The 24,712-nt window shown below is 71.2% G+C and carries 21 protein-coding genes, 1 tRNA gene and 1 pseudogene; 9 read left to right on the forward strand and 14 right to left on the reverse strand.

From position 1 onward, the window contains the following. Window positions 1-20: 20 nt before the first annotated feature. The 3 genes from ACIRF9_RS01135 to ACIRF9_RS01145 all read left to right on the forward strand — a co-directional run bounded on the left by ACIRF9_RS01135 (window position 21) and on the right by ACIRF9_RS01145 (window position 4,518). The gene (locus tag ACIRF9_RS01135) at window positions 21-1,331 is read left to right on the forward strand and encodes a glycoside hydrolase family 36 protein (RefSeq protein WP_403814403.1); all 1,311 of its coding nucleotides are present in this window, start codon (window positions 21-23) and stop codon (window positions 1,329-1,331) included. Beyond that, window positions 1,331-3,343 carry a beta-galactosidase gene (locus tag ACIRF9_RS01140; RefSeq protein ID WP_403814406.1) on the forward strand — a complete coding sequence of 671 codons (2,013 nt, stop codon included), beginning with the start codon at window positions 1,331-1,333 and terminating at the stop codon, window positions 3,341-3,343. The genes ACIRF9_RS01135 and ACIRF9_RS01140 overlap by 1 nt, the downstream gene beginning before the upstream one ends. A 95-nt stretch (window positions 3,344-3,438) precedes the next feature. Next, window positions 3,439-4,518: a hypothetical protein gene (locus ACIRF9_RS01145; protein ID WP_403814409.1), complete on the forward strand. Its 1,080-nt coding sequence runs from the start codon at window positions 3,439-3,441 to the stop codon at window positions 4,516-4,518. Here ACIRF9_RS01145 and ACIRF9_RS01150 read toward each other — a convergent pair. Then, window positions 4,502-4,889: pseudogene (locus ACIRF9_RS01150) on the reverse strand (VOC family protein). The gene ACIRF9_RS01145 and the pseudogene ACIRF9_RS01150 sit on opposite strands and share 17 nt — an antisense overlap. Window positions 4,890-4,998: 109 nt before the next feature. Between ACIRF9_RS01150 and ACIRF9_RS01155 the strand changes: the two are divergent. Beyond that, window positions 4,999-5,784 (forward strand): TetR/AcrR family transcriptional regulator, encoded by a 786-nt coding sequence (locus tag ACIRF9_RS01155; RefSeq protein WP_403814412.1) that lies wholly within the window; start codon window positions 4,999-5,001, stop codon window positions 5,782-5,784. A 106-nt stretch (window positions 5,785-5,890) separates the two neighbouring features. On the opposite strand, the gene ACIRF9_RS01160 is transcribed toward ACIRF9_RS01155, so the two are convergent. The 4 genes from ACIRF9_RS01160 to ACIRF9_RS01175 all read right to left on the reverse strand — a co-directional run bounded on the left by ACIRF9_RS01160 (window position 5,891) and on the right by ACIRF9_RS01175 (window position 10,692). Then, complete coding sequence (locus tag ACIRF9_RS01160; protein ID WP_403814413.1) at window positions 5,891-7,321, reverse strand: GH1 family beta-glucosidase; 1,431 nt, start codon at window positions 7,319-7,321, stop codon at window positions 5,891-5,893. A gap of 102 nt (window positions 7,322-7,423) precedes the next feature. Beyond that, window positions 7,424-8,335 carry a carbohydrate ABC transporter permease gene (locus ACIRF9_RS01165; protein WP_403814415.1) on the reverse strand — a complete coding sequence of 304 codons (912 nt, stop codon included), beginning with the start codon at window positions 8,333-8,335 and terminating at the stop codon, window positions 7,424-7,426. A 12-nt stretch (window positions 8,336-8,347) separates the two neighbouring features. Next, on the reverse strand, window positions 8,348-9,358 hold the full coding sequence (locus tag ACIRF9_RS01170; RefSeq protein ID WP_403816063.1) for a carbohydrate ABC transporter permease: 1,011 nt from the start codon (window positions 9,356-9,358) through the stop codon (window positions 8,348-8,350). A gap of 5 nt (window positions 9,359-9,363) precedes the next feature. Further along, window positions 9,364-10,692, reverse strand: a complete 1,329-nt coding sequence (locus ACIRF9_RS01175) for an ABC transporter substrate-binding protein (protein WP_403814417.1) — start codon at window positions 10,690-10,692, stop codon at window positions 9,364-9,366. Window positions 10,693-11,041: 349 nt separating this feature from the next. Between ACIRF9_RS01175 and ACIRF9_RS01180 the strand changes: the two genes are divergently transcribed. Beyond that, window positions 11,042-12,097, forward strand: a complete 1,056-nt coding sequence (locus ACIRF9_RS01180; RefSeq protein ID WP_403814419.1) for a LacI family DNA-binding transcriptional regulator — start codon at window positions 11,042-11,044, stop codon at window positions 12,095-12,097. Between the two features lie 15 nt (window positions 12,098-12,112). Here the strand turns inward: ACIRF9_RS01180 and ACIRF9_RS01185 are convergent, their stop codons facing one another. The 5 genes from ACIRF9_RS01185 to ACIRF9_RS01205 all read right to left on the reverse strand — a co-directional run bounded on the left by ACIRF9_RS01185 (window position 12,113) and on the right by ACIRF9_RS01205 (window position 15,526). After that, on the reverse strand, window positions 12,113-12,601 hold the full coding sequence (locus ACIRF9_RS01185; RefSeq protein ID WP_403814422.1) for a GNAT family N-acetyltransferase: 489 nt from the start codon (window positions 12,599-12,601) through the stop codon (window positions 12,113-12,115). A gap of 67 nt (window positions 12,602-12,668) precedes the next feature. Continuing rightward, window positions 12,669-12,741, reverse strand: a tRNA-His gene (locus ACIRF9_RS01190). Window positions 12,742-12,846: 105 nt separating this feature from the next. Continuing rightward, entirely contained in the window at window positions 12,847-13,449 is a 603-nt protein-coding gene (gene orn / locus ACIRF9_RS01195) for an oligoribonuclease (RefSeq protein WP_403814425.1), read from the reverse strand. A 149-nt stretch (window positions 13,450-13,598) separates the two neighbouring features. Then, entirely contained in the window at window positions 13,599-14,819 is a 1,221-nt protein-coding gene (locus ACIRF9_RS01200; RefSeq protein ID WP_403814428.1) for a helix-turn-helix domain-containing protein, read from the reverse strand. A 377-nt stretch (window positions 14,820-15,196) separates the two neighbouring features. After that, window positions 15,197-15,526 carry a hypothetical protein gene (locus ACIRF9_RS01205; protein WP_403814431.1) on the reverse strand — a complete coding sequence of 110 codons (330 nt, stop codon included), beginning with the start codon at window positions 15,524-15,526 and terminating at the stop codon, window positions 15,197-15,199. Between the two features lie 338 nt (window positions 15,527-15,864). Between ACIRF9_RS01205 and ACIRF9_RS01210 the strand changes: the two genes are divergently transcribed. The 3 genes from ACIRF9_RS01210 (at window position 15,865) to ACIRF9_RS01220 (ending at window position 18,218) form a co-directional block, all read left to right on the forward strand. Beyond that, the gene (locus ACIRF9_RS01210; RefSeq protein WP_133911316.1) at window positions 15,865-16,392 is read left to right on the forward strand and encodes a universal stress protein; all 528 of its coding nucleotides are present in this window, start codon (window positions 15,865-15,867) and stop codon (window positions 16,390-16,392) included. A gap of 173 nt (window positions 16,393-16,565) precedes the next feature. Next, complete coding sequence (locus ACIRF9_RS01215) at window positions 16,566-17,129, forward strand: GPR1/FUN34/YaaH family transporter (protein ID WP_403814434.1); 564 nt, start codon at window positions 16,566-16,568, stop codon at window positions 17,127-17,129. A 246-nt stretch (window positions 17,130-17,375) separates the two neighbouring features. Further along, window positions 17,376-18,218 (forward strand): FkbM family methyltransferase, encoded by an 843-nt coding sequence (locus ACIRF9_RS01220; RefSeq protein WP_403814437.1) that lies wholly within the window; start codon window positions 17,376-17,378, stop codon window positions 18,216-18,218. A 41-nt stretch (window positions 18,219-18,259) separates the two neighbouring features. On the opposite strand, the gene glmS is transcribed toward ACIRF9_RS01220, so the two are convergent. Next, window positions 18,260-20,077, reverse strand: a complete 1,818-nt coding sequence (gene glmS / locus ACIRF9_RS01225; RefSeq protein WP_403814440.1) for a glutamine--fructose-6-phosphate transaminase (isomerizing) — start codon at window positions 20,075-20,077, stop codon at window positions 18,260-18,262. Window positions 20,078-20,120: 43 nt separating this feature from the next. Continuing rightward, entirely contained in the window at window positions 20,121-20,378 is a 258-nt protein-coding gene (locus ACIRF9_RS01230; RefSeq protein ID WP_403814442.1) for a hypothetical protein, read from the reverse strand. Window positions 20,379-20,564: 186 nt separating this feature from the next. Here ACIRF9_RS01230 and ACIRF9_RS01235 point away from each other — a divergent pair, with 186 nt between their 5' ends. After that, window positions 20,565-22,145, forward strand: coding sequence for a purple acid phosphatase family protein (locus ACIRF9_RS01235; RefSeq protein WP_403814445.1), 1,581 nt, complete (start codon window positions 20,565-20,567; stop codon window positions 22,143-22,145). Between the two features lie 63 nt (window positions 22,146-22,208). On the opposite strand, the gene ACIRF9_RS01240 is transcribed toward ACIRF9_RS01235, so the two are convergent. Beyond that, window positions 22,209-23,093: a DUF4429 domain-containing protein gene (locus ACIRF9_RS01240; RefSeq protein ID WP_403814448.1), complete on the reverse strand. Its 885-nt coding sequence runs from the start codon at window positions 23,091-23,093 to the stop codon at window positions 22,209-22,211. 50 nt (window positions 23,094-23,143) lie between these two features. Then, the gene (locus ACIRF9_RS01245) at window positions 23,144-24,637 is read right to left on the reverse strand and encodes an RICIN domain-containing protein (RefSeq protein WP_403814451.1); all 1,494 of its coding nucleotides are present in this window, start codon (window positions 24,635-24,637) and stop codon (window positions 23,144-23,146) included. Between the last annotated feature and the right edge of the window lie 75 nt (window positions 24,638-24,712).

Genomic DNA, 24,712 nt, shown 5'->3' on the forward strand with positions numbered 1-24,712 from the left:
TTCTTCCGAAAGAGACCCCCGTGCACCACCCCTTCACCCCGGTGGCCTCCGTCCCCGTGGACCCGCGGCGTGCCCGCGTCCACGAGGAGGGCTGGCAGTCCTGGAGCCCGAGCGGCGCCTACGCCCTCGACGCGCGCCCCCACCGCCCGGCGAACGCCAACTGGGCGACCGTCTGCTACCGGCCCGGGGTCACCGTCCCGGCCGGGGTCTTCCAGGGCGAGGGGCTGCTCGCCCTCGACCCCGGCGACGGCTCACCGGTCCGGCTGTGGGCCGCGCCCGACCCGGTCCGCGAGGTGCCGTCCATCCGCCTCACCCCGGCCGGACCGGTCGCGGAGATCAGCGCCGACGGTCCGGTGAAGGAGTACACGGGCACCGACATCCAGTCGCTGCTGGCCGAGTGGGCCGCCGGTCTCGGTCTCGCGGCCCCCCGGCCGGCGCCCACCGTCTGGTGCTCCTGGTACGAGTACTTCACCGCCGTCACCGAGGACGACATCCACGAGAACCTCCGCGCGATGGACACCCTCGACCTGCCCGTCGACGTGGTCCAGATCGACGACGGCTACCAGAGGGCCCTCGGCGACTGGCTCACGCTCTCCGGCCGCTTCCGCTCCCGCGAGGGGATCGCGGACGCCATCCGCGCCCGGGGCCGCCGCGCCGGCATCTGGACGGCGCCCTTCCTGGTCGACCCCGGCAGCGAACTCGCCGCCGCACACCCCGACTGGCTCGTGCGGACCGCCGACGGCGGCTTCACCCACGCCGGCCACAACTGGGGCCACGACCTGCGCGTCCTCGACACCACCCACCCCGGGGCGGCCGCGTACCTGACGGACGTCTTCCGCACCCTGCGCACCGAGGGCTACGACTACTTCAAGGTCGACTTCCTCTACGCGGGCGCCCTGGACGGCGTACGGCACGCACCCGTGGACGCGATCACGGCGTACCGCTCCGGGATCGAGCTGATCCGCGAGGCGATCGGCCCGGAGGCGTACCTGCTGGGCTGCGGTGCCCCCATCCTGCCCTCGACCGGTCTGTTCGACGCGATGCGGGTCAGCCCGGACACGGCACCGCACCGCAAGCCCGAGGCCGGCGACTTCAGCCAGCCGGGCCAGGACCCGGCCGAGTTCACCGGCGCCGCCCGCCAGTGGCAGCACGGCCGGCTCTGGACCAACGACCCCGACTGCCTGATGGCCCGCCCGGCGGTGGAGACACGGGAGCGGTGGGCGGCACACGTGGAGGCGACGGGCGGACTGATGGCGTCCAGCGACCGTCTGCTCTCCCTGGACCTGTGGGGCGTGGACACCACACGCCGTCTGCTGTCGGGAGGCGAGTGATGGAACGCGAACTGAAGGTCCCCGGGATCGCGTACGGCGGCGACTACAACCCCGAGCAGTGGCCCGAGGAGGTCTGGGCCGAGGACGTGCGCCTCATGGCCGAGGCCGGGGTGAACATGGTCAGCGTCAACATCTTCTCCTGGGCGCTGCTGGAGCCCGCCGAGGGCGTGTACGACTTCTCGCGCCTCGACCGCATCCTCGACCTGCTGTACACCCACGGCATCGCCGCCGACCTGGCCACCCCGACGGCGGCCCCGCCGGCCTGGTTCTTCAAGGCCCACCCGGAGGCGCTGCCGGCGGACCGGGACGGCCGCGGACTGTCGTACGGCAGCCGCCAGACGTTCTGCCCGTCCAGCCCCGCCTACCGCGAGGCCGCGCTGCGGATCGCCCGCGCGCTCGGCGAGCGGTACGCCGAGCACCCCGCCGTCGTCATGTGGCACATCCACAACGAGTACGGCTGCCACAACGCGGAGTGCTACTGCGACACCAGCGCGCAGGCGTTCCGCCGCTGGCTGCGGGCGAAGTACACGGACCTGTCCGCGCTGAACGACGCCTGGGGCACCACCTTCTGGAGCCAGTGGTACTACGACTGGGACGAGATCATCCCGCCGCGCGCCACGGGCGCGGTGCCGAACCCGACCCACCGGCTGGACTGGCGCCGCTTCTGCAGCGACGAGCTGCTGTCGCTGTGCCGGGCCGAGCGGGAGGTGCTGGCGCAGGCCGCTCCCGCGATCCCCGCCACGACCAACTTCATGGTGATGTACAACTTCGACGCGCTGGACTACTGGCGCTGGGCGCCGGAGCTGGACGTCGTCTCCAACGACCACTACCTGCGGTCCACCGACCCCGAGTCGGAGATCGACATCGCGCTCAGCGGCGACCTGGTGCGCTCCCTCGCGGGCGGGCCCTGGCTGCTGATGGAGCACTCGACGGGCGCGGTGAACTGGCAGCCGGTCAACCGGGCCAAGACGCCGGGCGAGCTGCGGCGCAACGCGCTCGCCCATGTCGCGCGCGGCGCCGACGGCATCGCCTACTTCCAGTGGCGGGCGGCGAAGGCGGGCGCCGAGCAGTGGCACTCGGCGATGCTGCCGCACGCGGGCACGGACAGCGCGATCTGGCGGGACGTGGTGGCGCTGGGCGCGGACCTGAAGGCGCTGGCCGAGGTGCGCGGCAGCATGGGCACCGCCGAGACCGCGATCGTCTGGGACTGGGACGCGAAGTGGGCGCTGGAACTGCCCTCGCAGCCCAGCGAGCAGGTCCGCTTCCTGGAGCTGGTCCGCTCCTGGTACGAGCCGCTGTGGCGGGCGGGCGTCGCCGTGGACTTCGTCCGGCCGGACGCGGACCTGTCGGCGTACCGCCTGGTCCTGGCCCCGAGCCTGTACCTGGTGGACGACGCGGGAGCCGGAAACCTCACCGGTTTCGCCGAGCGCGGCGGCACGCTGGTGGTGGGCTTCCACAGCGGGGCGGTGGACGAGAACTGCCATGTGCGGCTGGGGGGTTACCCGGGCGCGTTCCGCGAGGCGCTGGGGGTGCGGACCGACGAGCTCTTCCCGCTGCTGCCCAGGGAGACGGTCGGCCTGGACGCCGGCGGCCGGGGAGCGCTGTGGTCGGAGCGGGTGCGACTGGCCGGCGCGCAGGCCGTGTCCTCGTACGCCGACGGCCCGCTGACCGGCGTCCCGGCGGTCACGCGCCACGGCTACGGCACCGGCACCGCCTGGTACATGGCGACCCTGCCGGAGCCGGAGACCCTGGCCGCGCTGCTCGGCCGCATCCGGGAGGAGGCGGGCGTGCGCCCGGTGGTGGACGCCGTTCTGCCCCCGGGGGTGGAGGCGGTGCGGCGGCGGGGAACCGACGCCGACTACCTCTTCCTGATCGACCACGGCGGGGAGGGCGCGCAGATCGCCGTCGCCGCCGACGCGGTGGAACTCCTCGGCGGCAAGCCCGTGCCGGACGGCTCGGTGTACGTGCCTCCGGGCGGAGTCGTGGTCGTACGGGAGCCGCGCGCGGAGTAGTACGACGGTGGAAAGGAGGCCCTCTTGTCGTCGGCTCGGGGGCCTCCTACCCTGCTCTTCGCGCATGGGTCACCCGTCGACGAGGGGGAGCTGCGTTGGCCACGGCACCGTCCGACGAAGAGATGCTCCAGGCCGTCGAACGGCGCGTGTCCCGGCCCGGCGTCACCACCCGGCTCACCGTGCCCGGCGCGGCGGCGCTCACCTGGCAGTCGGTGTTCGAGTGCCGGATCGTGCGGTCGGTCGAGCGGCGGACCGAGCGCCGGCGGCGGGTCAAGGGAAGGCAGAGCGGCCTGGCGAACCGGCCGACGTACACACATCTCGGCACCTACCCGGTGGCCCCGCCCGCCGACCCGGGAGCCCAGCGGCGGCTGGAACTCGTCCAGGAGGGATCCCTGGCGGAGGAGCCGTGCGAGGACTGCGTGGACGGCAAGCGGGACTGCGAGGCCTGTGAGGGACGCGGTGGCCGGCCGTGCCCCCGCCACATCGAGTGCGACGCCTGCCACGGCGGCCCCGACGCGTGCTGGGAGTGCGACGGCACGGGCCATCCGCGCACCAAGCGCTCCCGGGCGCCCCGCCCGCGCCCCGAGGGCGCCGAGGCACGGGCCGCCTGCAAACGCTGCCGGCGAGCGGACGTGGCCTGTCCGAAGTGCCTGGGGGAGCGCCAGGTGACCTGCCCCGTCTGCAAGGGCACCGGGACCGCCGGGTGCGGCACCTGCAAGGGCGCGAAACGCCTCCGGCACGAGGAGTGCGGCGGTACCGGCCGCTTCACCGCCTGGACCGAGGGCGTCGTCACCCACACCCCCGCCGCCGAGGAACTCAGGCCCGCGTACCCGCCGTTCAGCAAGCTGCGCAAGGGGCAGTGGCGCACGGCGGTGCTGACCAGCGCCGACGACGACCTCCCCGACTTCCTGGAGGACGCCCACCTCAAGCAGGCCGCGCCCTTCCTGGCGGTCAAGGAGGGCGAGGTCGGCCGCCGGGTGACCCTGCGCTACCTTCCGCTCGCCCGCGTCGAACTCCGCACCGACCCCGACCGCGTCTACTACGCGTTCCCCGAGGCATCCGGGGAGATCGAGGTCATCGGCCGCCCGAGCAGGCAACGCGTGACCGCCCTCGCCTGGGCCGCGTTCGCCGTCATCACCCTCGCGGCCCTGGTGACGCTCACCCTGTTGCGGTGACGCCGTTCCAGTCGACGAGCTGGACGATGACCCCGTTGGGGTCGGTCACCTGGAAGGCGCGCTCAGGGCTCCTCGCGCAGCGGCATCGTGATGGCGACCCCCTCGGCGGTCAGCCGGGCCAGCTCGCCCTCCAGGTCGTCGACGACGAAGGCGAGGATCACCCCGTCGGCGTGGTCGTCGCGCTGGTTCGCGGGGAGCGAGTCCAGGCCGCGCCGCAGATAGATGACGTTCATGCCGGCGTCCTCGCGCGCCAGCGACGCGAAGCCGTCGGCGGCCATCTGCTCGTGGAATCCGAAGTGGTCGGTGAGAAAGGCGCTGGACGCGGCCACGTCGTCGACGTTCAGGGACACGGCGGAGGCGGTGATCGACACAGGGGCTCCTTGGACCGGGATCGGACTGCTCATCATCTCCGTACACAGTACAGTGTACTGCGTACGGAGATGTTCCGCGGGGGTGGGCGCATGAGCGAGGATGGTCCCCGTGCCTGTCGACAGAAGCAGTGCCGGAGACCCGGCCCGCACCCTCGAGTTGCTCTGGCGCGTCCCGGCCGACACCCCGCGCCGCGGGCCGCAGCAGCGGCTGAGCATCGACGCCGTCGTCGCCGTCGCGATCGACCTGGCGGACGCCGAGGGGCTGGACGCGCTCACCATGCGCCGGGTGGCGCAGCAGCTGGGGGTGGCGCCGATGACGCTGTACACCTACGTGCCCGGCAAGGCCGAGCTGCTGGACCTGATGCTGGACGCCCTCTACGCCCGGATGCCCCGGACCGACACCTCCGGCCGGCCCTGGCGGGAGCGGCTGACCGCCGTGGCCGAGGAGAACAGGGCCCTGTTCGAGACCCACCCGTGGGCCGCGACGGTCTCCACCGGCCGGCCGCCGCTGGGGCCGGGGATGATGGCCAAGTACGAGCACGAACTGGCGGCGTTCGACGGATGCGGCCTCGACGACGTCGACCGGGACGCCGCCCTGACCTACCTGCTCGGCTTCGTACAGGCCAACGCCCGCTCGGCCGCCGAGGCCCGCGCCGCCCGCGCGGACAGCAGGATGGACGACGAACAGTGGTGGGCCGCCAACGCCCCGCTGCTCGCCAAGGTCCTCGACCCCCGCACCTACCCCACCGCCACCCGCGTCGGCACGGCGGCGGGCACCGCCCACGGCACCGCCCACAGCCCCGCCCACGCCTACGATTTCGGCCTCGCCCGCGTCCTCGACGGCCTGGCGGCCCTGATCGACCAGCGCGACGGCGCCCCCGGGAACGGCTCCTGAGAACGGCGAACCCTGGAAAAACGCCGGGGCGCGGCACGCCCCCACAGCGTGCCGCGCCCCTCCCCTTCCCCCGGGTCAGGCGGTCTCGAAATCAGGCAGCCTCGATTCAGGCGCTCTCGACGGACGGCAGCGTCCCCGTCCGTGCCGCCTCGCCGTACCACAGCGCGCTCGACTTCGGCGTACGGGCCAGCGTCGCGTAGTCCACGTACACCGCCCCGAACCGCTTCTCGTAGCCGTACGCCCACTCGAAGTTGTCCAGCAGGGACCACAGGTAGTAGCCGCGGACGTCCGCGCCGTCCGCGATCGCGCGGCGGACCGCCGAGAGGTGGCCGTGCAGATAGGCGACCCGCTCGGGGTCGTGCACGCGGCCGTCCGGGTCGGGCTTGTCGTCGTAGGCCGCGCCGTTCTCGGTGATGTAGAGGGGCAGCCCCGGCGCCTCCCGGGTGTACCGCATGATCAGCTCGTGCAGGCCCGTCGGGTCGATCGTCCAGCCCATCTCCGTGCGGTCACCGGGCGTCTGGTGGAACGCGACGTCGTCGGCGCCCGGCCACGGGGAGTGGTCGCTCGCGCCGTGCCCGTCCGTGCGCGGTCCCTTCACGGCCGCGTCCGCCGCCGACACCAGCGTCGGCGTGTAGTAGTTCAGGCCCAGCGCGTCCAGCGGCTGGTTGATCGTCTGCAGGTCGCCGTCGAGGACGTACGACCAGTCCGTCAGGGAGGAGGTCGCCGTGAACAGCGTCTCCGGGTAGGCGCCCCGCAGGATCGGGCCGTGGAAGACGCCGTTGGCGAGGTCGTCGATCTTCCGCACGGCGGCGAGGTCCGCGGGGTCGCCCGGCGACAGCGGGCGGACCACCGAGGAGTTGAGGCTGAGCGCCACCGTGTTGCGGGCCGGCATGACCGAGCGGAGCGCCGAGGTGCCCAGGCCGTGGGCCAGGTTCAGATGGTGGGCGGCCCGCAGGGAGGCCACCGGGTCGGTGCGGCCCGGCGCGTGCACGCCCGACGCGTACCCGAGGAACGCGCTGCACCAGGGCTCGTTGAGCGTGATCCAGTTCTCCACACGGTCGCCGAGCGCCTCCCCGACGATCTGCGCGTACTCGGCGAACCGGTACGCGGTGTCCCGCTCCGGCCAGCCGCCCGCGTCCTCCAGCTCCTGGGGGAGGTCCCAGTGGTACAGGGTGATCGCGGGCTTGATGCCCTTCGCCAGCAGCTCGTCGACCAGCCGGCGGTAGAAGTCCAGGCCCACCTGGACCGCCGGGCCGCGGCCGGTCGGCTGGACCCGGGACCAGGAGATCGAGAAGCGGTACGCCGACAGGCCCAGCTCCGCCATCAGCGCGACGTCCTCGCGGTAGCGGTGGTAGTGGTCGACAGCGATGTCACCGTGCTCGCCGCCGGCGGTCCTGCCCGGCGTATGGCTGAAGGTGTCCCAGATCGAGGGGGTGCGGCCGTCCTCCCGCACCGCCCCCTCGATCTGGTACGCGGAGGTCGCCGCGCCCCAGAGGAAGGCGGGAGGAAAGGTCACCGGGGTGATGGGCTCAGGCATGGAAGCGCTCCCATGTGTGGTCGTCGAGACCGACGAGGTTGGGGGGAAGTCGTACGGAGGGGGCCGGGGCGGCGGTGACCCGGCCCCCTCGGGTCGCAGGGGTCAGCCCTTCACCGCGCCCTGCATGATGCCGCCCACGATCTGCTTGCCGAAGACCGCGAAGACCACCAGCAGCGGCAGTGTGCCCAGCAGCGCACCCGCCATGATCAGGGACTGGTCGGGCGTGTACCCGCGGCCGAGGCCCGCGATCGCGACCTGCACGGTGGGGTTGCCGGTCTGGCTCAGGACCAGGAAGGGCCACAGGAAGTCGTTCCACGTCTGGACGAACGTCAGCATGCCCAGCACCGCCATCGCGGGGCGCGCCGCGGGGAACACCACGTGCCACACCACGCGCCAGCTGCTCGCGCCGTCCACCCGGGCCGCCTCGATGATCTCGTCGGGCAGCGCCTGGATCAGGTACTGCCGCATGAAGAACACACCGAACGCGCTCACCAGCGACGGCAGGATCACCGCCTGCAGCTGATCGGTCCACTCCAGCTTGGCGACCATCATGTACAGCGGGATGATGCTCAGCTGCGGCGGCACCATCATCGTGCCGATCACGATCAGCATCAGCGCGCCCTTGCCCCGGAACCGAAGCTTGGCGAAGGCGAAGCCGGCGATCGTGGAGAGGACCACGATCGTCGCCGCCGACGTCCCCGCCACGATCGTGGTGTTGAGGAAGGCCTTGCCGAGGTTGGCGTCGGTCCAGGCGACGTCCAGTTTCGTGAACAGGTTCGAGCCGAACCACAGCGGCGGGGGCGTCTGCGCCAGCCGGTTGTTGTCACGGGAGGCGGCGATCGCCGTCCACACCAGCGGGAACAGCGAGCCGATCGTGAACAGGATCAGGATGGCGTACGCGATCGGGCCGCCGTGCATCTGGCCGCCCGCCCGCGCGGACCTCGGTCGGCGCAGCCGGCGGGCCGCCGGCACGGCGTCCTCCGGCTCGCTCTTGGTCAGGGTCGTCGTCGTCACGGCCGGTACTCCTTAACTACTGGCGCGCAGCCGGCGCGAGATGACGTAGTTGACGATGCCGACGACGATCAGGATCAGGAACATCGTCCAGGCGATCGCCGAGGCACGGCCCAGGTGCTGGTTCACCCAGCCCTGCTCGTACAGGTACAGGCCGAGGGTCTGGAACTGGTGCTCCGCGCCGCCCGACGCACCCTTGTTCGCGTCGAACAGGAGCGGCTCGCCGAAGACCTGGCTGGCACCGATCGTGGAGACGACGACCGTGAAGAGGATCGTGGGCCGCAGGGACGGCAGTGTCACATGGAAGAACTGCTGCCAGCGGTTGGCGCCGTCCAGTGCCGCCGACTCGTACAGGTCCGACGGGATCGCCTGCATCGCGGCCAGGTAGATCAGCGCGTTGTAGCCGGTCCAGCGCCAGATGATGATCGTGGAGACCGCGATCTGGGACGGCCACTTGTCGTTCTGCCAGTCGATCGCGTCGATCCCGACGAAGTGCAGCGCCCAGTTGATCATGCCGTAGTCACGGCCGAAGAGCAGCACGAACACCAGGGAGGCGGCGGCGATCGAGGTCGCGTACGGGGCGAGCATCGCGACCCGGTAGAAGGTCGAGGCGCGCAGCCTGTAGTTGAGGATGTGCGCGAGCCCCATCGCCATCAGCAGCTGCGGGACCGTCGAGATGATGCCGATGGTGAGGGTGTTCTTCGCCGCGTTCCAGAAGAACTCGTCGTCGAAGATGCGCGTGTAGTTGCGCATCCCCACCCAGGTCATGTCGGTGGGGGCGGTCATCTCCACCTGGTGCAGCGACGCCCAGCCCGTGTAGAGCAGCGGGAACAGACCGAAGGCGAGGAACAGCAGGAAGAACGGCGAGACGAACGCGTACGGGCTCCAGCGGAGGTCCCGCTGCCAGCGGCGGGAGAGCCGGGCCCGGCGCCGCTTCTCCGCCTCCGTGGTTTCCACGGGCGGGCGGCCCGGGGCCGCGCCCCCCTCCTTCACGGGGGGCGCGGCGGTGTCGTGGCGGGTGGCCATACGGGTCACTTGTCCAGGTTGTTGTCGATGGTCTTGGTGGCCGTCTCCCAGGCCTCCTTCGCCGACTTGCCCTTCGTCACGAGGAAGACGCCGTTGTCGGACAGACCCTGCTGGATGATCTGGTCCTTCGGGCCGATCACCTGGACCGGGGCGGTCTTGGCGGCCTCGGCGAAGATCGTGCCGATCGGCGAGTCACCGGTCATCTCGTTCTTGGCACCGGTCACCTCGGCGGAGGTGTAGGTGCTAGGCGCGCTCGGGAAGTTGCCCTGCACCTTGAACAGCTTCGTCTGCTGCTCGGGCGCGGTCAGCCAGGTGATGAGCTCCTCGGCCTCCTTCACGTGCTTGCCGCTCTTCGGCACGGCCAGGAAGGAACCGCCCCAGTTCGCGGACTTGGGCGCGGTGGCCACGTCCCACTTGCCGGCGTCCTCCGGCTTCGCCTTGCCCTTGATGGTGCCGAGCATCCACGGCGGGCAGGCGATGGTGGCGAACTTGCTGTTCGCGATCGTCTGCTCCCAGGTCGGCTGGAACTGGGTCTGGGACTGGACGAGTCCCTCTTCGGCGGCCTTCGCCGTCAGGTCGAAGGCCGTCTTCACCGCCGGGTTCGACTTGTAAATGATGTTGCCGGAGGAGTCGTAGAACTTCTCCTTCTCACTGCCCAGGATGGCGTTGAGCAGACCACCGGGGGAGTCCATGAAGAAGGTGCCCGCCTTGGCCTTCTTCTTGTACTGCTCGCCGGCCTCGACGAACTTGTTCCAGTCGCCCGTCCACAGCTTGGCGACCTCCGCGCGGTCGGTGGGCAGACCGGCCGCCTGGTAGAGGTCCTTGCGGTAGCAGATGGCCATCGGGCCGACGTCGGTGCCGAGACCGATCGTCGCGCCGTCCTTGGTCGTGGCCTGCGCCCACTTCCAGTCCAGCCACTTGCTCTTGTCCACGCCGGAGATCTTCGACACGTCCACGAACTTGTCCGCCTGCGTGGCCACGACCTCGGCGATGTTGCCCACTTCGATGGCCTGGACGTCCATCAGGCCGCTGTTGGTGGTGAGGTGGTTGACGAGTGCGGGGTAGTAGTTCTCGTTCCGCTCGGTGACGTTCTCGGCGATCTTGATGTTCGGGTGGAGCTTCTCGTACTCGGTGTAGAGGCCGGCCTCCTTGAAGCCGAACGTGCCGAAGAGACCCAGCGTGATCGTGGTCTTGCCCTTGCCGCTGCCGGACGACGAACCGTCGGATGCGTCGTCGCCGCCGTCGTCGGCACAGCCGGCCAGCAGCCCGGCGCCCAGCGACACGACGGCCGCAAGGACCACCGCCCGACGGGCGGTACCGGTACGTGCGCGCATTACGTCCTCCTGTTGCCCTGACGTGCCGACCCCCCGGCCAACTGCATTGTTGGGCCCGTGTGTTTCTCGCTGCGGCTCGGGCGGGGAACGTGCGGGATGTGTATGTGTCAGGTACCGTGGGAGCGCTCCCACAAGTGATGTGTTGAAGAGTCGTCGGTTCGGGCGGGGGTGTCAAGGGTGGGGGCACGGAGAGATGCGTTCAGTTATCCGGCTGTTAGCTAACCCCGGAGAGTGGTGCACATTTGGCCCAGTTCGGCACAGAACCGACTGTTGGGCTCGGGGCGGGCCGACCGGCCGGGACTGTTAGATTCCAGGCCAGCGTGATGACGACGGCGGGAAGGCGGAGCCCATGGCAAGCCACGGAGCGCGAGGGCGGAGCGGCGGTCGGCCCACCCTCGAGGAGGTGGCCGCCCGCGCCGGAGTAGGTCGCGGCACGGTCTCCCGGGTGATCAACGGCTCCCCGCGGGTCAGCGACGCGACCCGCGCGGCGGTCGAGGCGGCGGTCGCGGAACTCGGCTACGTCCCCAACACGGCCGCCCGCGCCCTCGCCGCCAACCGCACGGACGCGATCGCGCTCGTCGTCCCCGAGCCGGAGACACGCTTCTTCGCGGAGCCGTACTTCTCGGACATGCTGCGCGGTGTGGGCGCCGAACTCGCCGACACCGAGATGCAGTTGCTGCTGATCTTCGCCGGTAGCGACCGCGAACGCCGCCGGCTGGCCCAGTACCTGGCCGCGCACCGGGTGGACGGCGTCCTGCTGGTCTCCGTCCACGCGGACGACCCGCTCCCCGACCTCCTCGCCCAGCTGGAGATCCCGGCGGTGATCAGCGGCCCGCGGTCCGCCGCGGAGACGCTCCCCTCGGTGGACTCCGACAACTACGGCGGCGGCCGCTCGGCGGTCGAGCACCTCCTCGCCCGCGGCCGCACCCGTATCGCCCACATCACCGGCCGCCTCGACGTCTACGGCGCCCAGCGCCGCGTCGACGGCTACCGCGACGCCCTGCGGGACGCGGGGTACGGGGTGGACGAGGGGCTCATCGAGCCCGGTGACTTCACGGAGGAGGGCGGCCACCGCGCGATGGCGGCGCTGCTGGAACGCGATCCCGCCCTCGACGCGGTCTTCGCCGGCTCGGACGTCATGGCGGCCGGCGCCCGCCAGGCCCTGCGCGAGGCGGGCCGCCGCATCCCCGAGGACGTGGCCCTGGTCGGCTACGACGACTCGGCCATCGCCCGCCACATGGACCCGCCCCTGACGAGCGTGCGCCAGCCGATCGAGGAGATGGGCCGGCGGATGCTGGACCTCCTCCTCACGGAGATCGCCGACCGCCGTCCGGCAGTGTCGCGGGGGCTGGAGCGGCGACAGGTGGTGCTGGCGACGGACCTGGTGGACCGGGCTTCCTCGTAGCGGCGGGTGCCGGCTTCAGAGGGACAGGCGCCAGCGGGTTTCGCCGTCGTGTTCCTCTTCGGTGGGGGAGAGGCCCGCCGCCGTGGCCACGCCTGCCGATGCCCGGTGGTCGGGGTGGATGTGGGCGGTGATCGTGCGGATGCCCTGGCCGCCGAGCCAGGTGACCAGTCCCTGCGCGGCTTCGGAGGCGAGGCGCCGGCCCTGCCACGGGGTGCCGATCACCCAGGCGATCTCGGCGTGGGTGTCGTCGGTCACGGTGGCCTGGACCGTGCCGGTGAGGTGAGCGCCCTCTCGTACGACCCAGTTGTGCCAGGAGACGGCGGGGTCGGGGGAGCCGGCGACGAGGCGTTCGTAACGTTCGCGAAGGGCTCGCGCGGAGCTGGGGGCGCCGCCGATGAAGGCGTGAAGGGCGGGGTCGGAGAGGACGGCGGCCATCTCCTGTGCGTGCTCCACCCGGAGGGGGAGGAGGGTCAGTCGCGCGGTGGTGATGGGCTCGGTACGCACTGGGAACTCCCGGGAAACGCATCAGCCGGCGACCTCCCCTGCGGGAAGTCACCGGCTGATTACTCAGGGTGAGTGACGGGACTCGAACCCGCGGCATCCTGGACCACAACCAGGTGCTCTACCAGCTGAGCTACACCCACCACGACCGGTGGTTGGACTTTCGTCGTTCCCGACCGGCCGAGAAAAAGTGTACAGGGTCCGAAGGGGTGCTCGCGCACGGCTTTTCGCCGGGCGCCCGCGCGGGTCTACTGCGCGGGCAGGACGTGCTTCGCGGCGATCGTCTTCGCGGTGTCCGAGTCCGGGCCGGGCTGCGGCACGAAGACGGCCTCGCGGTAGTAGCGCAGTTCCGCGATCGACTCGCGGATGTCGGCGAGGGCGCGGTGGTTGCCGTTCTTCTCGGGGCTGTTGAAGTAGGCGCGGGGGTACCAGCGGCGGGCGAGCTCCTTGATCGAGGAGACGTCGACGATGCGGTAGTGGAGGTAGCCCTCGAGGGTCGGCATGTCGCGGCCGAGGAAGCCGCGGTCGGTGCCGACGGAGTTGCCGCACAGCGGGGCCTTGCCGGGCTCCTTCACGTGCTCCCGTACGTACGCCAGGACCTGCTCCTCGGCCTCGGCGAGCGTGGTGCCGCCGGCGAGCTCGTCCAGCAGGCCGGACGCGGTGTGCATCTGGCGCACCACCTCCGGCATCGTCTCCAGCGCCTTGGCGGGTGGCCGGATGACGATGTCCACCCCCTCGCCGAGGATGTTCAGCTCGGAGTCGGTGACGAGGGCGGCAACCTCGATGAGCGCGTCGTCGGACAGCGAGAGGCCGGTCATCTCGCAGTCGATCCACACCATGCGATCGTTCATGCGACCACCCTAAAGCTGACACCCCCTTTTGGGATGCCCCACGTCCCTCGGCCCACGCCGGGGGAGGGGACGGGCAAGGGCGGCCGGGGCGTCTCCTCGCCCCGGCCGCCCTGGACCGTGTTCTGCGTGCCGCGTTCTACATGCCGTGTCTACATACCGCTGCGCTGCCCCGGCAGGCTCGCCCGTGCCGCGTACGCCTCACGTGCGTGGTCCGTCGGCAGTCCGGCCGGTGCGCTCATCGCCCCGGACGCCGTACGCCGGATCTGCGGAGGCACCGGGCCCGGCCCCTCCGGATGCAGCGCCGGCGCCGGTGGTGGCGACGACGGTTCGGCCTCCAGTGGACGCTCACCCTGCGGCCGGCGCGCCCGGTACGCCGCCCGGTAGGCGGCCGGGGACGAGCCGAGCTGGCGGCGGAAGTGCCCGCGCAGCGCCACCGGCGAGCGGAAGCCGCAGCGGCCCGCGACCTCGTCCACCGAGTAGTCCGACGTCTCCAGCAGCCGCTGGGCCTGGAGGACCCGCTGGGTGATCAGCCACTGGAGCGGTGCACTGCCCGTCAGCGAGCGGAAGCGGCGGTCGAACGTACGGCGGCTCATGTAGGCGCGTGCCGCCAGCGTCTCCACGTCGAACTGCTCGTGGAGGTGTTCCAGCGCCCAGGCGACGACCTCGGCGAGCGGGTCGGCGCCGATCTCCTCTGGTAAAGACCGGTCGAGATAGCGCTCCTGGCCGCCCGACCGGCGCGGCGGGACCACCAGGCGCCGGGCGAGCGCGCCCGCCGCCTCGTTGCCGTGGTCCGTCCGCACGATGTGGAGACAGAGATCGATTCCGGCCGCGGTGCCCGCCGACGTCAGGACGTCGCCGTCGTCCACGAAGAGCTCTCGTGGATCCACGTGCACCGACGGGTAGCGCTTGGCCAGCGTCGGTGCGTACATCCAGTGGGTCGTGGCCGGGCGGCCGTCCAGCAGGCCCGCCGCCGCCAGCACGAACGCGCCGGTGCACAGGCCCACGATGCGGGCACCCTCTTCGTGCGCCCGGCGCAGCGCGTCGAGCGCCTCCTCCGGTGGCGGAGAAGTGATCGAACGCCAGGCCGGCACGACGACCGTGCCCGCCCGCGAGATCGCTTCCAAGCCATGCGGCGCGGTGAGTTCCAGGCCCCCTGTGGTCCGCAGCGGGCCTTCCTCGCCGCCGCACACCAGCAAGCGGTAGCGCGGCACGCCGGCGTCCTGGCGGTCAATCCCGAACACCGACAGCGGAATGGAACTCTCGAAGATGGGGCCGCCGCTGAACAGCAGCACCGCGACGATCTCCTTGCGGCGTCGCCCGGAAAGCTTCCGGGCCGCGGCTTCCGGCGCGGCAGTGGAGTCGTGGCTCATCCTGCTAAGCCCCCCTCGGTGGTCGCGGCTCCTCGGTTGTGTCGCTCCTGCACGTTTCCCCTCGGTCCTGCACGAGTCCCCCGCCGTAGACAGTCAAGATCGAATCTACTGTGTCGCGTGATGCCGGCGTGGCCAGTTCAGCACCCGGCAGATTGTCGACTTGGCAACTTGGCGTGAAGCATTCGATCACGAAGCGTTGCACTCGGGGAGCGTGCAGGGAAGTGCGCCTCGTCGTGGTGGCCAATCCCCGTAGGGTGCGCAGGGCTTCCGAGGGCTTATCCGCGCAGGTGGCACGGGGGGTGGGGGGTGGTTACGGCAAGGGATGCGCGGGGGGCGGAAGTTGGCTGAAAACCATCGACCCGGTGCGTGAAAACCGGTCAACCGACCGGTGAGTTTCCCCCGGAGTGACGACCGCCACGGTGCGACCCCGTTCGGGTGCGCTGACGGCGCCCCGGGTGGTGCGCGTGCGGCGCGTGTTCCCCGGCGGGTGACCGGGCCGCGCCGCGCTCCGACTGGCGCAGGAGCAGCCGGCAGACGGCCGTGACGGCGGCCAGGCCGAGGGCGGTGCCGGCGGCGCCGGCCAGGGAGGTGCCGTACCAGAGGAGGACCACCGGGACGAGGAAGCAGGAGAAGGCCGCCCAGCGGATCAGCTCGGTGGTGCGCTCGTCGCCGGGGCGGCGGGGGGAGGGCGTGCGCGACGAGGGCATGGGGCGGGCTCCTCCCTGGGACGGCACGGCGGTACACGTGCTCAACGCGGCTACGGGCGGTCGGTCACTCCGGGTCGGCGATCGGTCACCGCGCCGGTCGTCGGTGACGGGTGATAAGTGAATCCTGTGCAAACCGCCTGTACGGGGCAGCAACCATTGCGTTACGGGCGCCTGCTCGTGCATGCTCCCTGGAACCCCCACCGAGGGTGCTCGGGATCTGGGCGTTGGAGGCGTGGCGCCGTACCCTTGGGGGTATGGGGTTGGGAAGACAATTCCCGGACACAGCTCCGCCGCTCACTGCCGTCCAACCCACATAGGATCGATTCGCCGAGACAGTCATGGCCGGTCACGAATTCTTCGAACCCGCGGACCGCAAGCGGCCCGTCGCCGACCCCACGGCGGCCGAGCCCCTGGCGGCGGAAGAGGCACGCCCCACCTGCGATCCCGCCTTCAAGCACGGCGTGGTCGTCGGCTTCGACGGCTCCACCTCCAGTGAACGCGCGCTCGCGTACGCCATCGGCATGGCCCACCGCTCCCGTGCGGGCCTGATCATCGTCCATGTCGCCAACCGGCTGCCGACCACCGTGTGGGCGGGCTGCGAGCCGCCGGTCTTCGTGGACGTACCGGACCACCGCACCGAGGTGCTCGGGCTCGAACTCGCCTGTGCGGACTACCTCGCCGAGGTGCCCTGGATCCTGGTCGAGCGCGGCGGTGACATCTGCCACGAACTCGAAGAGGTGGGGCGGGAGTACGAGGCCGACGCGATCGTCGTCGGCTCGACGCACGGCATCGTGGGGCGGATCTTCGGCTCGGTCGCCGGCCGGCTCGCCAAGCGGGCCAAGCGGCCCGTGATCGTGATCCCGTAGGTCACTTCCCGGCTCTGTCGTCCCACCGGGCTCTCCCCTCCCCGACCTCGCGACTCGCCCGGCAACTCCCTTGTGCGGCGCACGAATCCACCGACCCGTAGAGGTGTTTGTGTCCTTGTGAAGGGCATATATCGGTCACCGCGCACTGCATCACCGTATGAAGGGAGCCCGCCGTGGACAATGACGTCTCCGCGGGAAGCACCACCACGATCGTCGGCCGACTCGCCCTGGGCATCACCCTGTTGGCGTTCGGACTCGGGTACACCGACCTGATCGACGGCGTGACGGCGGCGGACGCCGTATCCATCGCCCACTACGTCGGCGGCGTAGCCCTGTTCGTCGCCGGCCTGCTGGCCCTCCGGGACCGCGACACGGCGAACGGCACCGCCTTCACCGTCCTCGGCGCCCTGTGGTTCACCTGGGCCGTCTCCGCCGGCGCACAGGCCTCCGACAACGCCGCCGGACTCTTCCTGCTTCTGTTCGCCCTTGTGGCGCTCTCCCTGACCGCGGCGGGCGGGGACCAACTCACCCGCGGCACCTACGGGTTGTTCCTGGTCGCGCTCGTCCTGATGGCTGTCGCGCGCTTCGCCGACAACGATTCGCTCACCAAGGTCGGCGGCTGGTTCGCGGTCGCCGCGGGCGCGGTGGCGTGGTACGCGGCGACCGCGGCGATGGCCCACTGGCCCACGGCACTTCCGCGGCGGGCTGCCGGCCGGGGTGTGACGGCCACCGGCTGAAAGGGCAGCCGAAGCCGGGGAGTTGGGCTTCCCCGGCGACCTGGACGGACCCCCGTGACTGGTGGCGTCACGCGGGGTCCGTTCGCTGTCCGCACCGAACCCGTTCCCTGTTCCGCACCGGTCCCGTTCCCTGTCCCACGCCTGGAGTTCACCCCTCCTCCACCTGCGCCATCGGGCCCGTGATCAGGTCTTTTCCAATATGGCGAAGCCCATGACACGACCTGACCCCGGCTTTAGCATCGCGGGATGCGTATCCCCCAGCTCCACGAAGCGAACGCCCGCATGCTGGCCCACGCACCATCCGTCCGGCCGGTCTCCACGGGCGACATCATCCGCACCCACCGCAAGAAGTTCCCCTACCGGGGCTACGTCGAGATCGACTCCCCGTACTGTCCGCCGTTCGTCATGTTCTGCGTGAACGACGACGCGGTCGCCCTGGACACCCTGTGGAACGGGAGGTTCGGCTATGAGCCGGGCAGCCTCGCCACCTGGTCCCGGCTGGCCGCGCGCAGCACGACGATCGCCGATGTCGGCGCACACGTCGGGTACTTCTCCATGATCGCCGCGCTCGCCGCCCCGAAGGCGAGGATCCACGCGTTCGAGCCGGTGGACCAGATCCACGCCCGGCTCTCCGTGAACATCCGGTCGAACGGCGTCCAGAACGTCAGGCTCCACCAGGCGGGCGTGTCCGGCGAGGAGGGATGGGCCGAGATCAGCGTCCGCTTCTCCGGGAACCTCCTGTCGACGGGCTCGACCCTGGAGCACGCGGCCGCCGACGCCGAGCTCAAGCGCATCCGGCTGCGCACGCTCGACGAGGTCTTCGCCGACACCGGACTGGACCTCGTCAAGATCGACGTGGAGGGCCACGAGATGTCGGTCCTGCGCGGGGGACGGCAGGTGCTGAAGCGGGACCGGCCGACGGTCCTGCTGGAGGCGCTGCGGGACGCGCCCCTGGAGACGCTCCTCGCCGAGTTCGACCCGCTCGGCTACGACTGCCACTGGGTCACCGAGGCCGACGGCACGCTCGTCCCCTGGCACGAGCCCCGGCCGCCCAAGACGCGGAACCTGCTCTTCACCCCGCAGGGCTGAGCCCCGGGGGGTGAAGAGCGGCGCCGGATCCCGTCGTACGGCTACTCGACCGTGACCGACTTCGCCAGGTTGCGCGGCTTGTCGATGTCCCGGCCCAGCGCCTTCGCCGTGTAGTACGCCAGCAGCTGCAGCGGGATGCCCATGAGGATCGGGTCGAGTTCGTCCTCGTTCTTCGGGACGACGATCGTCCGGTCGGCCTTCTCCTGGTGCTCGTGGGCCACCGCGAGGATCCGGCCGCTGCGGGCCTTGATCTCCTCCAGGGCCGCGCGGTTCTTCTCCAGCAGGTCGTCGTTCGGGACGATCGCGACCGTCGGGAGCGCCGGCTCGATCAGCGCGAGCGGCCCGTGCTTGAGCTCGGAGGCCGGGTAGGCCTCCGCGTGGATGTAGGAGACCTCCTTGAGCTTCAGGGAGGCCTCACGGGCCACCGGGTAGCCCCGGACGCGGCCGATGAAGAGCATGGAGCGGGCCTCGGCGAACTCCTCGGCCAGTTTCTTGATCTCCTCCTCGTGGGAGAGGATCTCCGCGATCTGCCCAGGCAGCTTGCGCAGCCCCTCGATGATCCGCTTGCCGTCGCGGACCGAGAGGTCGCGGGTGCGGCCGAGGTGCAGGGCGAGGAGGGCGAAGGCCACCGTCATGTTGGTGAAGCACTTGGTGGAGACGACGCAGACCTCGGGGCCGGCGTGGACGTAGATGCCGGCGTCCGCCTCGCGGGCGATCGCCGAGCCGACCACGTTCACGACGCCGAAGACCCGCGCGCCCTTGCGCTTCAGCTCCTGGACGGCCGCCAGCACGTCGTACGTCTCACCGGACTGGGAGACGGCCACGTAGAGGGTGTCGGGGTCGACGACCGCGTTGCGGTAGCGGAACTCGGAGGCGGGCTCGGCGTCGGCGGGGATGCGGGCCAGCTCCTCGATCATCTGGGCGCCGATCATGCCCGCGTGGTACGAGGTGCCGCAGCCGAGGATCTTCACGCGGCGGATCTGGCGTGCCTCACGGGCGTCCAGGTTGAGGCCGCCGAGGTGCACGGTGGAGAAGCGGTCGTCGATGCGGCCGCGCAGCACGCGGTCCACGGCGTCGGCCTGCTCGTGGATCTCCTTGTGCATGTAGGTGTCGTGGCCGCCCATGTCGTAGGAGGCGGCCTCCCACTCCACGGTGGTGGGCTCGGCCGTGGTGCGGGTGCCCTCCGTGGTGTAGGTGCGGAAGTCGTCGGCCTTGAGGGTGGCCATCTCGCCGTCGTCGAGCGTGACTATCTGGCGGGTGTGGGTGACCAGCGCGGCGATGTCCGAGGCGACGAACATCTCCTTCTCGCCGATGCCGAGGACGACCGGGGAGCCGTTGCGGGCGACGACGATACGGTCGTTGAAGTCGGCGTGCATGACGGCGATGCCGTACGTGCCCTCGACGACCCGCAGGGCCTGGCGGACCTTCTCCTCCAGGGTCTGAGCCTGGGAGCGGGCGATGAGGTGGGTGAGGACCTCGGTGTCGGTCTCGGAGAGGAACTCGACGCCGTCCGCCTCCAGCTTGCGGCGCAGGTCGGAGGCGTTGTCGATGATGCCGTTGTGGACGACCGCGACCTTGCTGTCGGCCGACATGTGCGGGTGGGCGTTGATGTCGGAGGGGGCGCCGTGGGTGGCCCAGCGGGTGTGGGCGATGCCGGTGGTGCCCTTGAAGCGCGCCGGGACCTTGGCCTCCAGGTCACGGACCCGGCCCTTGGCCTTGACCATCTTCAGACCGGTGGTCTTCGGGGAGGTGACGACTATGCCCGCGGAGTCGTAGCCGCGGTACTCCAGCCGCTGCAGGCCCTCCAGCAGGAGAGGGGCGACGTCACGCTTCCCGATGTATCCGACAATTCCGCACATGTAAGAGGTATCCCCAAGCTTTCCAGTGCCCGTAGGCGGCGACTCACCCGTAGACGATGCGCCGCAGTTGCCGGAGCGTGAGCTCCGGCGGGGCCACCGCACGGTATTGCAGGTCCGCCCCGATCCGTTCGAAGATCTCCGCGTTCACCAGGCCCTGGGCCTGCAGCTCGCGGTGGCGGCGACGGACGAAGTCCTCGGTCGTCTCGTCGAAGTAGGCGAGCACGTCCTGGATCACCCGCAGTGCCTCGCCCCGCTGGAGGGGCGTGGACCGCATCAGATGATCAACAAGTTCGTCGTGCACCCGGTAGATCCTGAGGTACGCGAGCGGGTTTCGCAAGAATCGTGCCCGATTTCGGGCAGGGCCCTGTTAAGAGGCCTTGGGTGAACCTTGAATGTGTTATGAGCGCCTGTTCGCGAACCGTCCATATGGCGTCCTGCGGTCCGTCGCCAGGGGCGACGAGTTTCAGACGTCATGGACACTCCTCGCATGGGCGTACCCGAGCAGCTCGCCGAGCGCATGAGCATGGCCGAGCAGCACGAGTACCTGCGCGCAAGATTCTCCCGCCGCACGATGATCCGCGGCGGTGCGGTCACGCTGGGCGCCGTCACCGGTGGCGCGTTCGTGACCGGCACCACGGCCCAGGCCGCCGTCCCCACCCGGACCGCGCCGAGCACCAGGACCACGCCGAGCACCGAGACCGTCGACGGCTCCCTCGTCGCCCCCTTCGGCCGCCACCTCGCCTGGGGCAACGACCCCCGCACGGAGATCACCGTCTCCTGGCAGGTCCCCGTCGCCGTGAAGAAGCCCTTCATCCGCATCGGCGCCCACCCCTGGGACCTCTCCCGCAAGATCGAGGCCGAGGTGCGCACGCTGTTCACCCCGGCCGGCGTCGGCGCGAGCGGCAACCACACCCAGTACTACCTGCACGCCAGGCTCACCCACCTGCGCCCCGGGAAGACGTACTACTACGGCGTCGGCCACGCCGGCTTCGACCCGGCCGAGCCGCACCTGCTGGGCACCCTGGGCACCTTCACCACCGCCCCCGCGCACAAGGCGCCGTTCACCTTCACCGCCTTCGGCGACGAGGGCGTCAGCTACCACGGCCTGGCCAACAACAGCCTCCTCCTCGGCCAGAACCCGGCCTTCCACCTGCACGCCGGCGACATCGCCTACGCCGACCCGGCCGGCGCCGGCAAGACCGCCGACACCGGCTTCGACTCACGGATCTGGGACCAGTTCCTCGCCCAGACCGAGTCCGTCGCCAAGTCCGTCCCGTGGATGCCCGCCTACGGCAACCACGACATGGAGGCCTGGTACTCGCCGAACGGCTACGGCGGCGAGGAAGCCCGCTGGAACCTTCCCGACAACGGCCCCGACGCCAAGAACCTCCCGGGCGTCTACTCCTTCGTCTACGGCAACACGGCGGTCATCTCGCTCGACGCCAACGACATCTCCTTCGAGATCCCGGCGAACCTGGGTATCTCCGGTGGCACCCAGACCAAGTGGCTGGAAGCCCAGCTGAGGAAGTTCCGCGCGTCCAAGGACGTCGACTTCGTCGTGATCTTCTTCCACCACTGCGCCTACTGCACCTCCACCGCGCACGCCTCCGAGGGGGGAGTGCGCCAGGAGTGGGTGCCGCTGTTCGAGAAGTACACGGTGGACCTGGTGATCAACGGCCACAACCACCAGTACGAGCGCACCGACGTCATCAAGGGCGGCGCGGTCACCAAGAAGCTCCCGATCGGCGGCACCGCCCACCCCGAGACCGAGGGCGTGGTCTACGTCACCGCGGGCGCGGCCGGCCGCAGCCTGTACGCGTTCACCGCCCCGCTGTCCTACGAGGGCCACGAGAACGAGGTCGACTCCGTCGCCTCCTTCATCAACACCAAGGACGGCAAGGTCAACGAGACGGTCGCCTGGTCGCGGGTCCGCTACCTCGACTACTCGTTCCTCCGCGTCGACGTCACCCCGGCCGCCAAGGGCCGCACGGCCACCCTGACCGTCCGCGGCATCGCCGAGACCGGCGAACAGGTCGACCACTTCACGGTGGCCCGCAAGGCCAAGTAGTCGCACCGTGCGCCCGGAAGGCGGGGCGCACCGGCCTCCTCCCGCAGGCGGTCCGCAGGCGCGTCACATCCGCCTGAGGACCGCCTGTTTGGCCATGGTGAACTCCTCGTCCGTCAGCACGCCGTCCCGGTGCAGGTCGCCGAGTTCGCGCAGGCGGCGCAGGAGGGCGTCGTGGTCGTCCGCGGGGGCCGGGGCGTCCGGCTCGGGTCCGGACGGTGTCAGGGCGGGCCGTACGGTGTCGCCGGCGGCGGAGGGATGCGGCAGCCTGGCCTGTACGGCTGCCGCGACCAGGGCCATCAGCGGGTCCTTCTTGAAGCCCCACAGTTCCACGGCGTTGGGGTCGTACTTCGGCGGGGCCTTCGTGGGCGCGTGCCGTACGCCGAACCGCAGATGGCCGTTCTCCAGGCCGATGGCCGGCTGCCACTCGACGCCCGTGATGTCCTCGACACGGATCGTGCGGGTCCCGGCGGAGGCCTTGGCGTCCTCCGTCTTCCAGTTCCACTCCAGGCGCACATGGTCGCCGTCGAAGCTCGCGGTGCCGTCCCCGGCGGAGAAGGACAGCGGCACGGACGGGCCCGGCAGCAGATACGCGTCCACCGGACCGGCCGGCACCCGGTCCAGGGTCAGCGCGTGGCGCACCTCGTCCACGAAGTACTCGGCGACGCCGTACCGGTCGGACTCGACGACCAGCTGGTACGGGTCGTGCGGCTCGGTCAGCCGGCCCCCGGTCGCGTGCAGCAGCGGATCGGCGCCGTCCCGCAGCCGCAGCCTCAGCCGCCCGGCCTTCTTCCCCTGCTCGAACGAGATCCCCGCCAACGCCCCCAGCGGGACGACCTGTTCACCCAGTTCCTTCCGCAGGAGGTCGACGCCCTTGTCCCGCCCCGGCGTCAGCCGCAGCGCGTCGCCGTCGAAGACCCAGGTGCCGTCCTTCTGAAGGATTTCCGCCATGGGGAAATTCTGGCACCGGCCCGTCACGGCCCGGCGGGATCGGGCCGCCGTCACAGCCCCAGCGCCTTCGCCTCCCCGTCGTCGAGCGCGAAGCGAACCGCCTTGCCGGAACCGGTGGTTGCCCGCATGACGACCTCTCCGGAACGCACCCCGAGCGCGATCCCCGGGTTGTCCTGGCAGACCAGGGTGAAGGTGTCGCCGGCCGCCCGCTCCGGCAGGAACGCCTGGTCCTCCGGGAAGGGCGCGTCGGCGCCCCGCTCGTACGCGCAGGGCCGCTGCTGCATCCCGTCGCCCGCGACGCGCTCGCCCGCGACGTCCAGGCAGAGCCGCGACGCGACGTTCACCAGCGCGACCGCGCCCCGCTCCAGGCGGACGACCCGCCACTGCTGCTTCTCGCCGTCGCCGTCGTCGTCGCAGTCGGCCAGGACGGGGTCGGGCGCGAAGCCGGGGCCGGAACCCGCGGAGCCGCCACCGTCGGGGCCGGTGACGCAGCGTCCGGTGGACACGCTCCGGAGGGTGACCGTGCCGGTGGAGGTGCCGGGCGCGGGCGAGGACGGCACGGACCCGCTGGGCGAGGGCGACGCGGAGGCGCCCGCGCCGGCCTCGGGGCGCTCGGCCCCCTCGGCGGACCCGGAGCCGGGCAACAGCTTCAGCACCCCCGTGGTCAGCACGGCCGTGACGACCACCGTGACCGCCACCGTCAGTACCGGCCGACCGCGTCGGCGGCCCTCCCGTCCGGGACCGAGGTCCTCGGCGGGGGCGGCGAGCGTGACGGTCCCGGCGGCCGCCGCCCGAGGCGCCTGAGCCGGTTCCGCCGACCGGGCCCTGCGGTACGCGGGTCCGCCCCACACCAGCACCTGGTCGACCAGCAGCCGCCGCACCTCCTGCGGACGGCCCGAGGCGAGCGTGCGCAGCAGCTCCAGGTCGTGGGCGCAGAAGCGGCAGGTGTTCAGGTGCTGTGCGAGATCGGCGGGCGCCTCCCGGTGCGTGCCGCGGGCGATGGCGCCGAGCATGCCGCCGTAGTGGACGCAGCGGGCGTCGCAGGTGCGGTCGGCGCGCACCCGCAGGAAGGTGTCGACCAGCCGGCCGCGGGCCGACCGCGCCAGGGTCCGGGCGAACTCCTCCGTCGTGTTCAGGATCCTGGCCGCCGACGCGGTCTCCCCGGCTTCCGCCAGGCACAGCCACAGCGCGGCCCGGGGCTGGTCGGCGAGTTGCTCGAAGGCGGCGAGGAGCACCGAATTGTGCTCCACGCGGCGCAGGGTGTCGGTGGGCCCGAAGGTGTCGGCGGCCCGCTTCGACCAGGCCCGGAACTCCGGGCGCAGCAGCCCGGCGCGCCCGTCGCGCAGCCAGCCGTCGGCGGTTCTTCGCACATCGGCGAGGAGGGCGGTCCGTAAGGAGGGCCCGGGTGTCTGCGCACCACGGGTGAGGATCTGGGCGGCGAGGTCGGTGGCGTCGCCCGGTTTCGCGCAGAAGGCGTCCGCGTAGGCGCGGACGGCCGGGGCGTGTTCCGGAAGCGGGGCTTGCTGTGCGAGGTGCTCGGACATGGTCTCGATTCCCCCCGGGGAGCGGGCACGGCAGGACCGGGACCGTAGTGGCGCTCCCTGTGAGAGGAATGTATG

This window comes from Streptomyces sp. NPDC096132 (assembly GCF_044763345.1).
Lineage (GTDB): Bacteria > Actinomycetota > Actinomycetes > Streptomycetales > Streptomycetaceae > Streptomyces.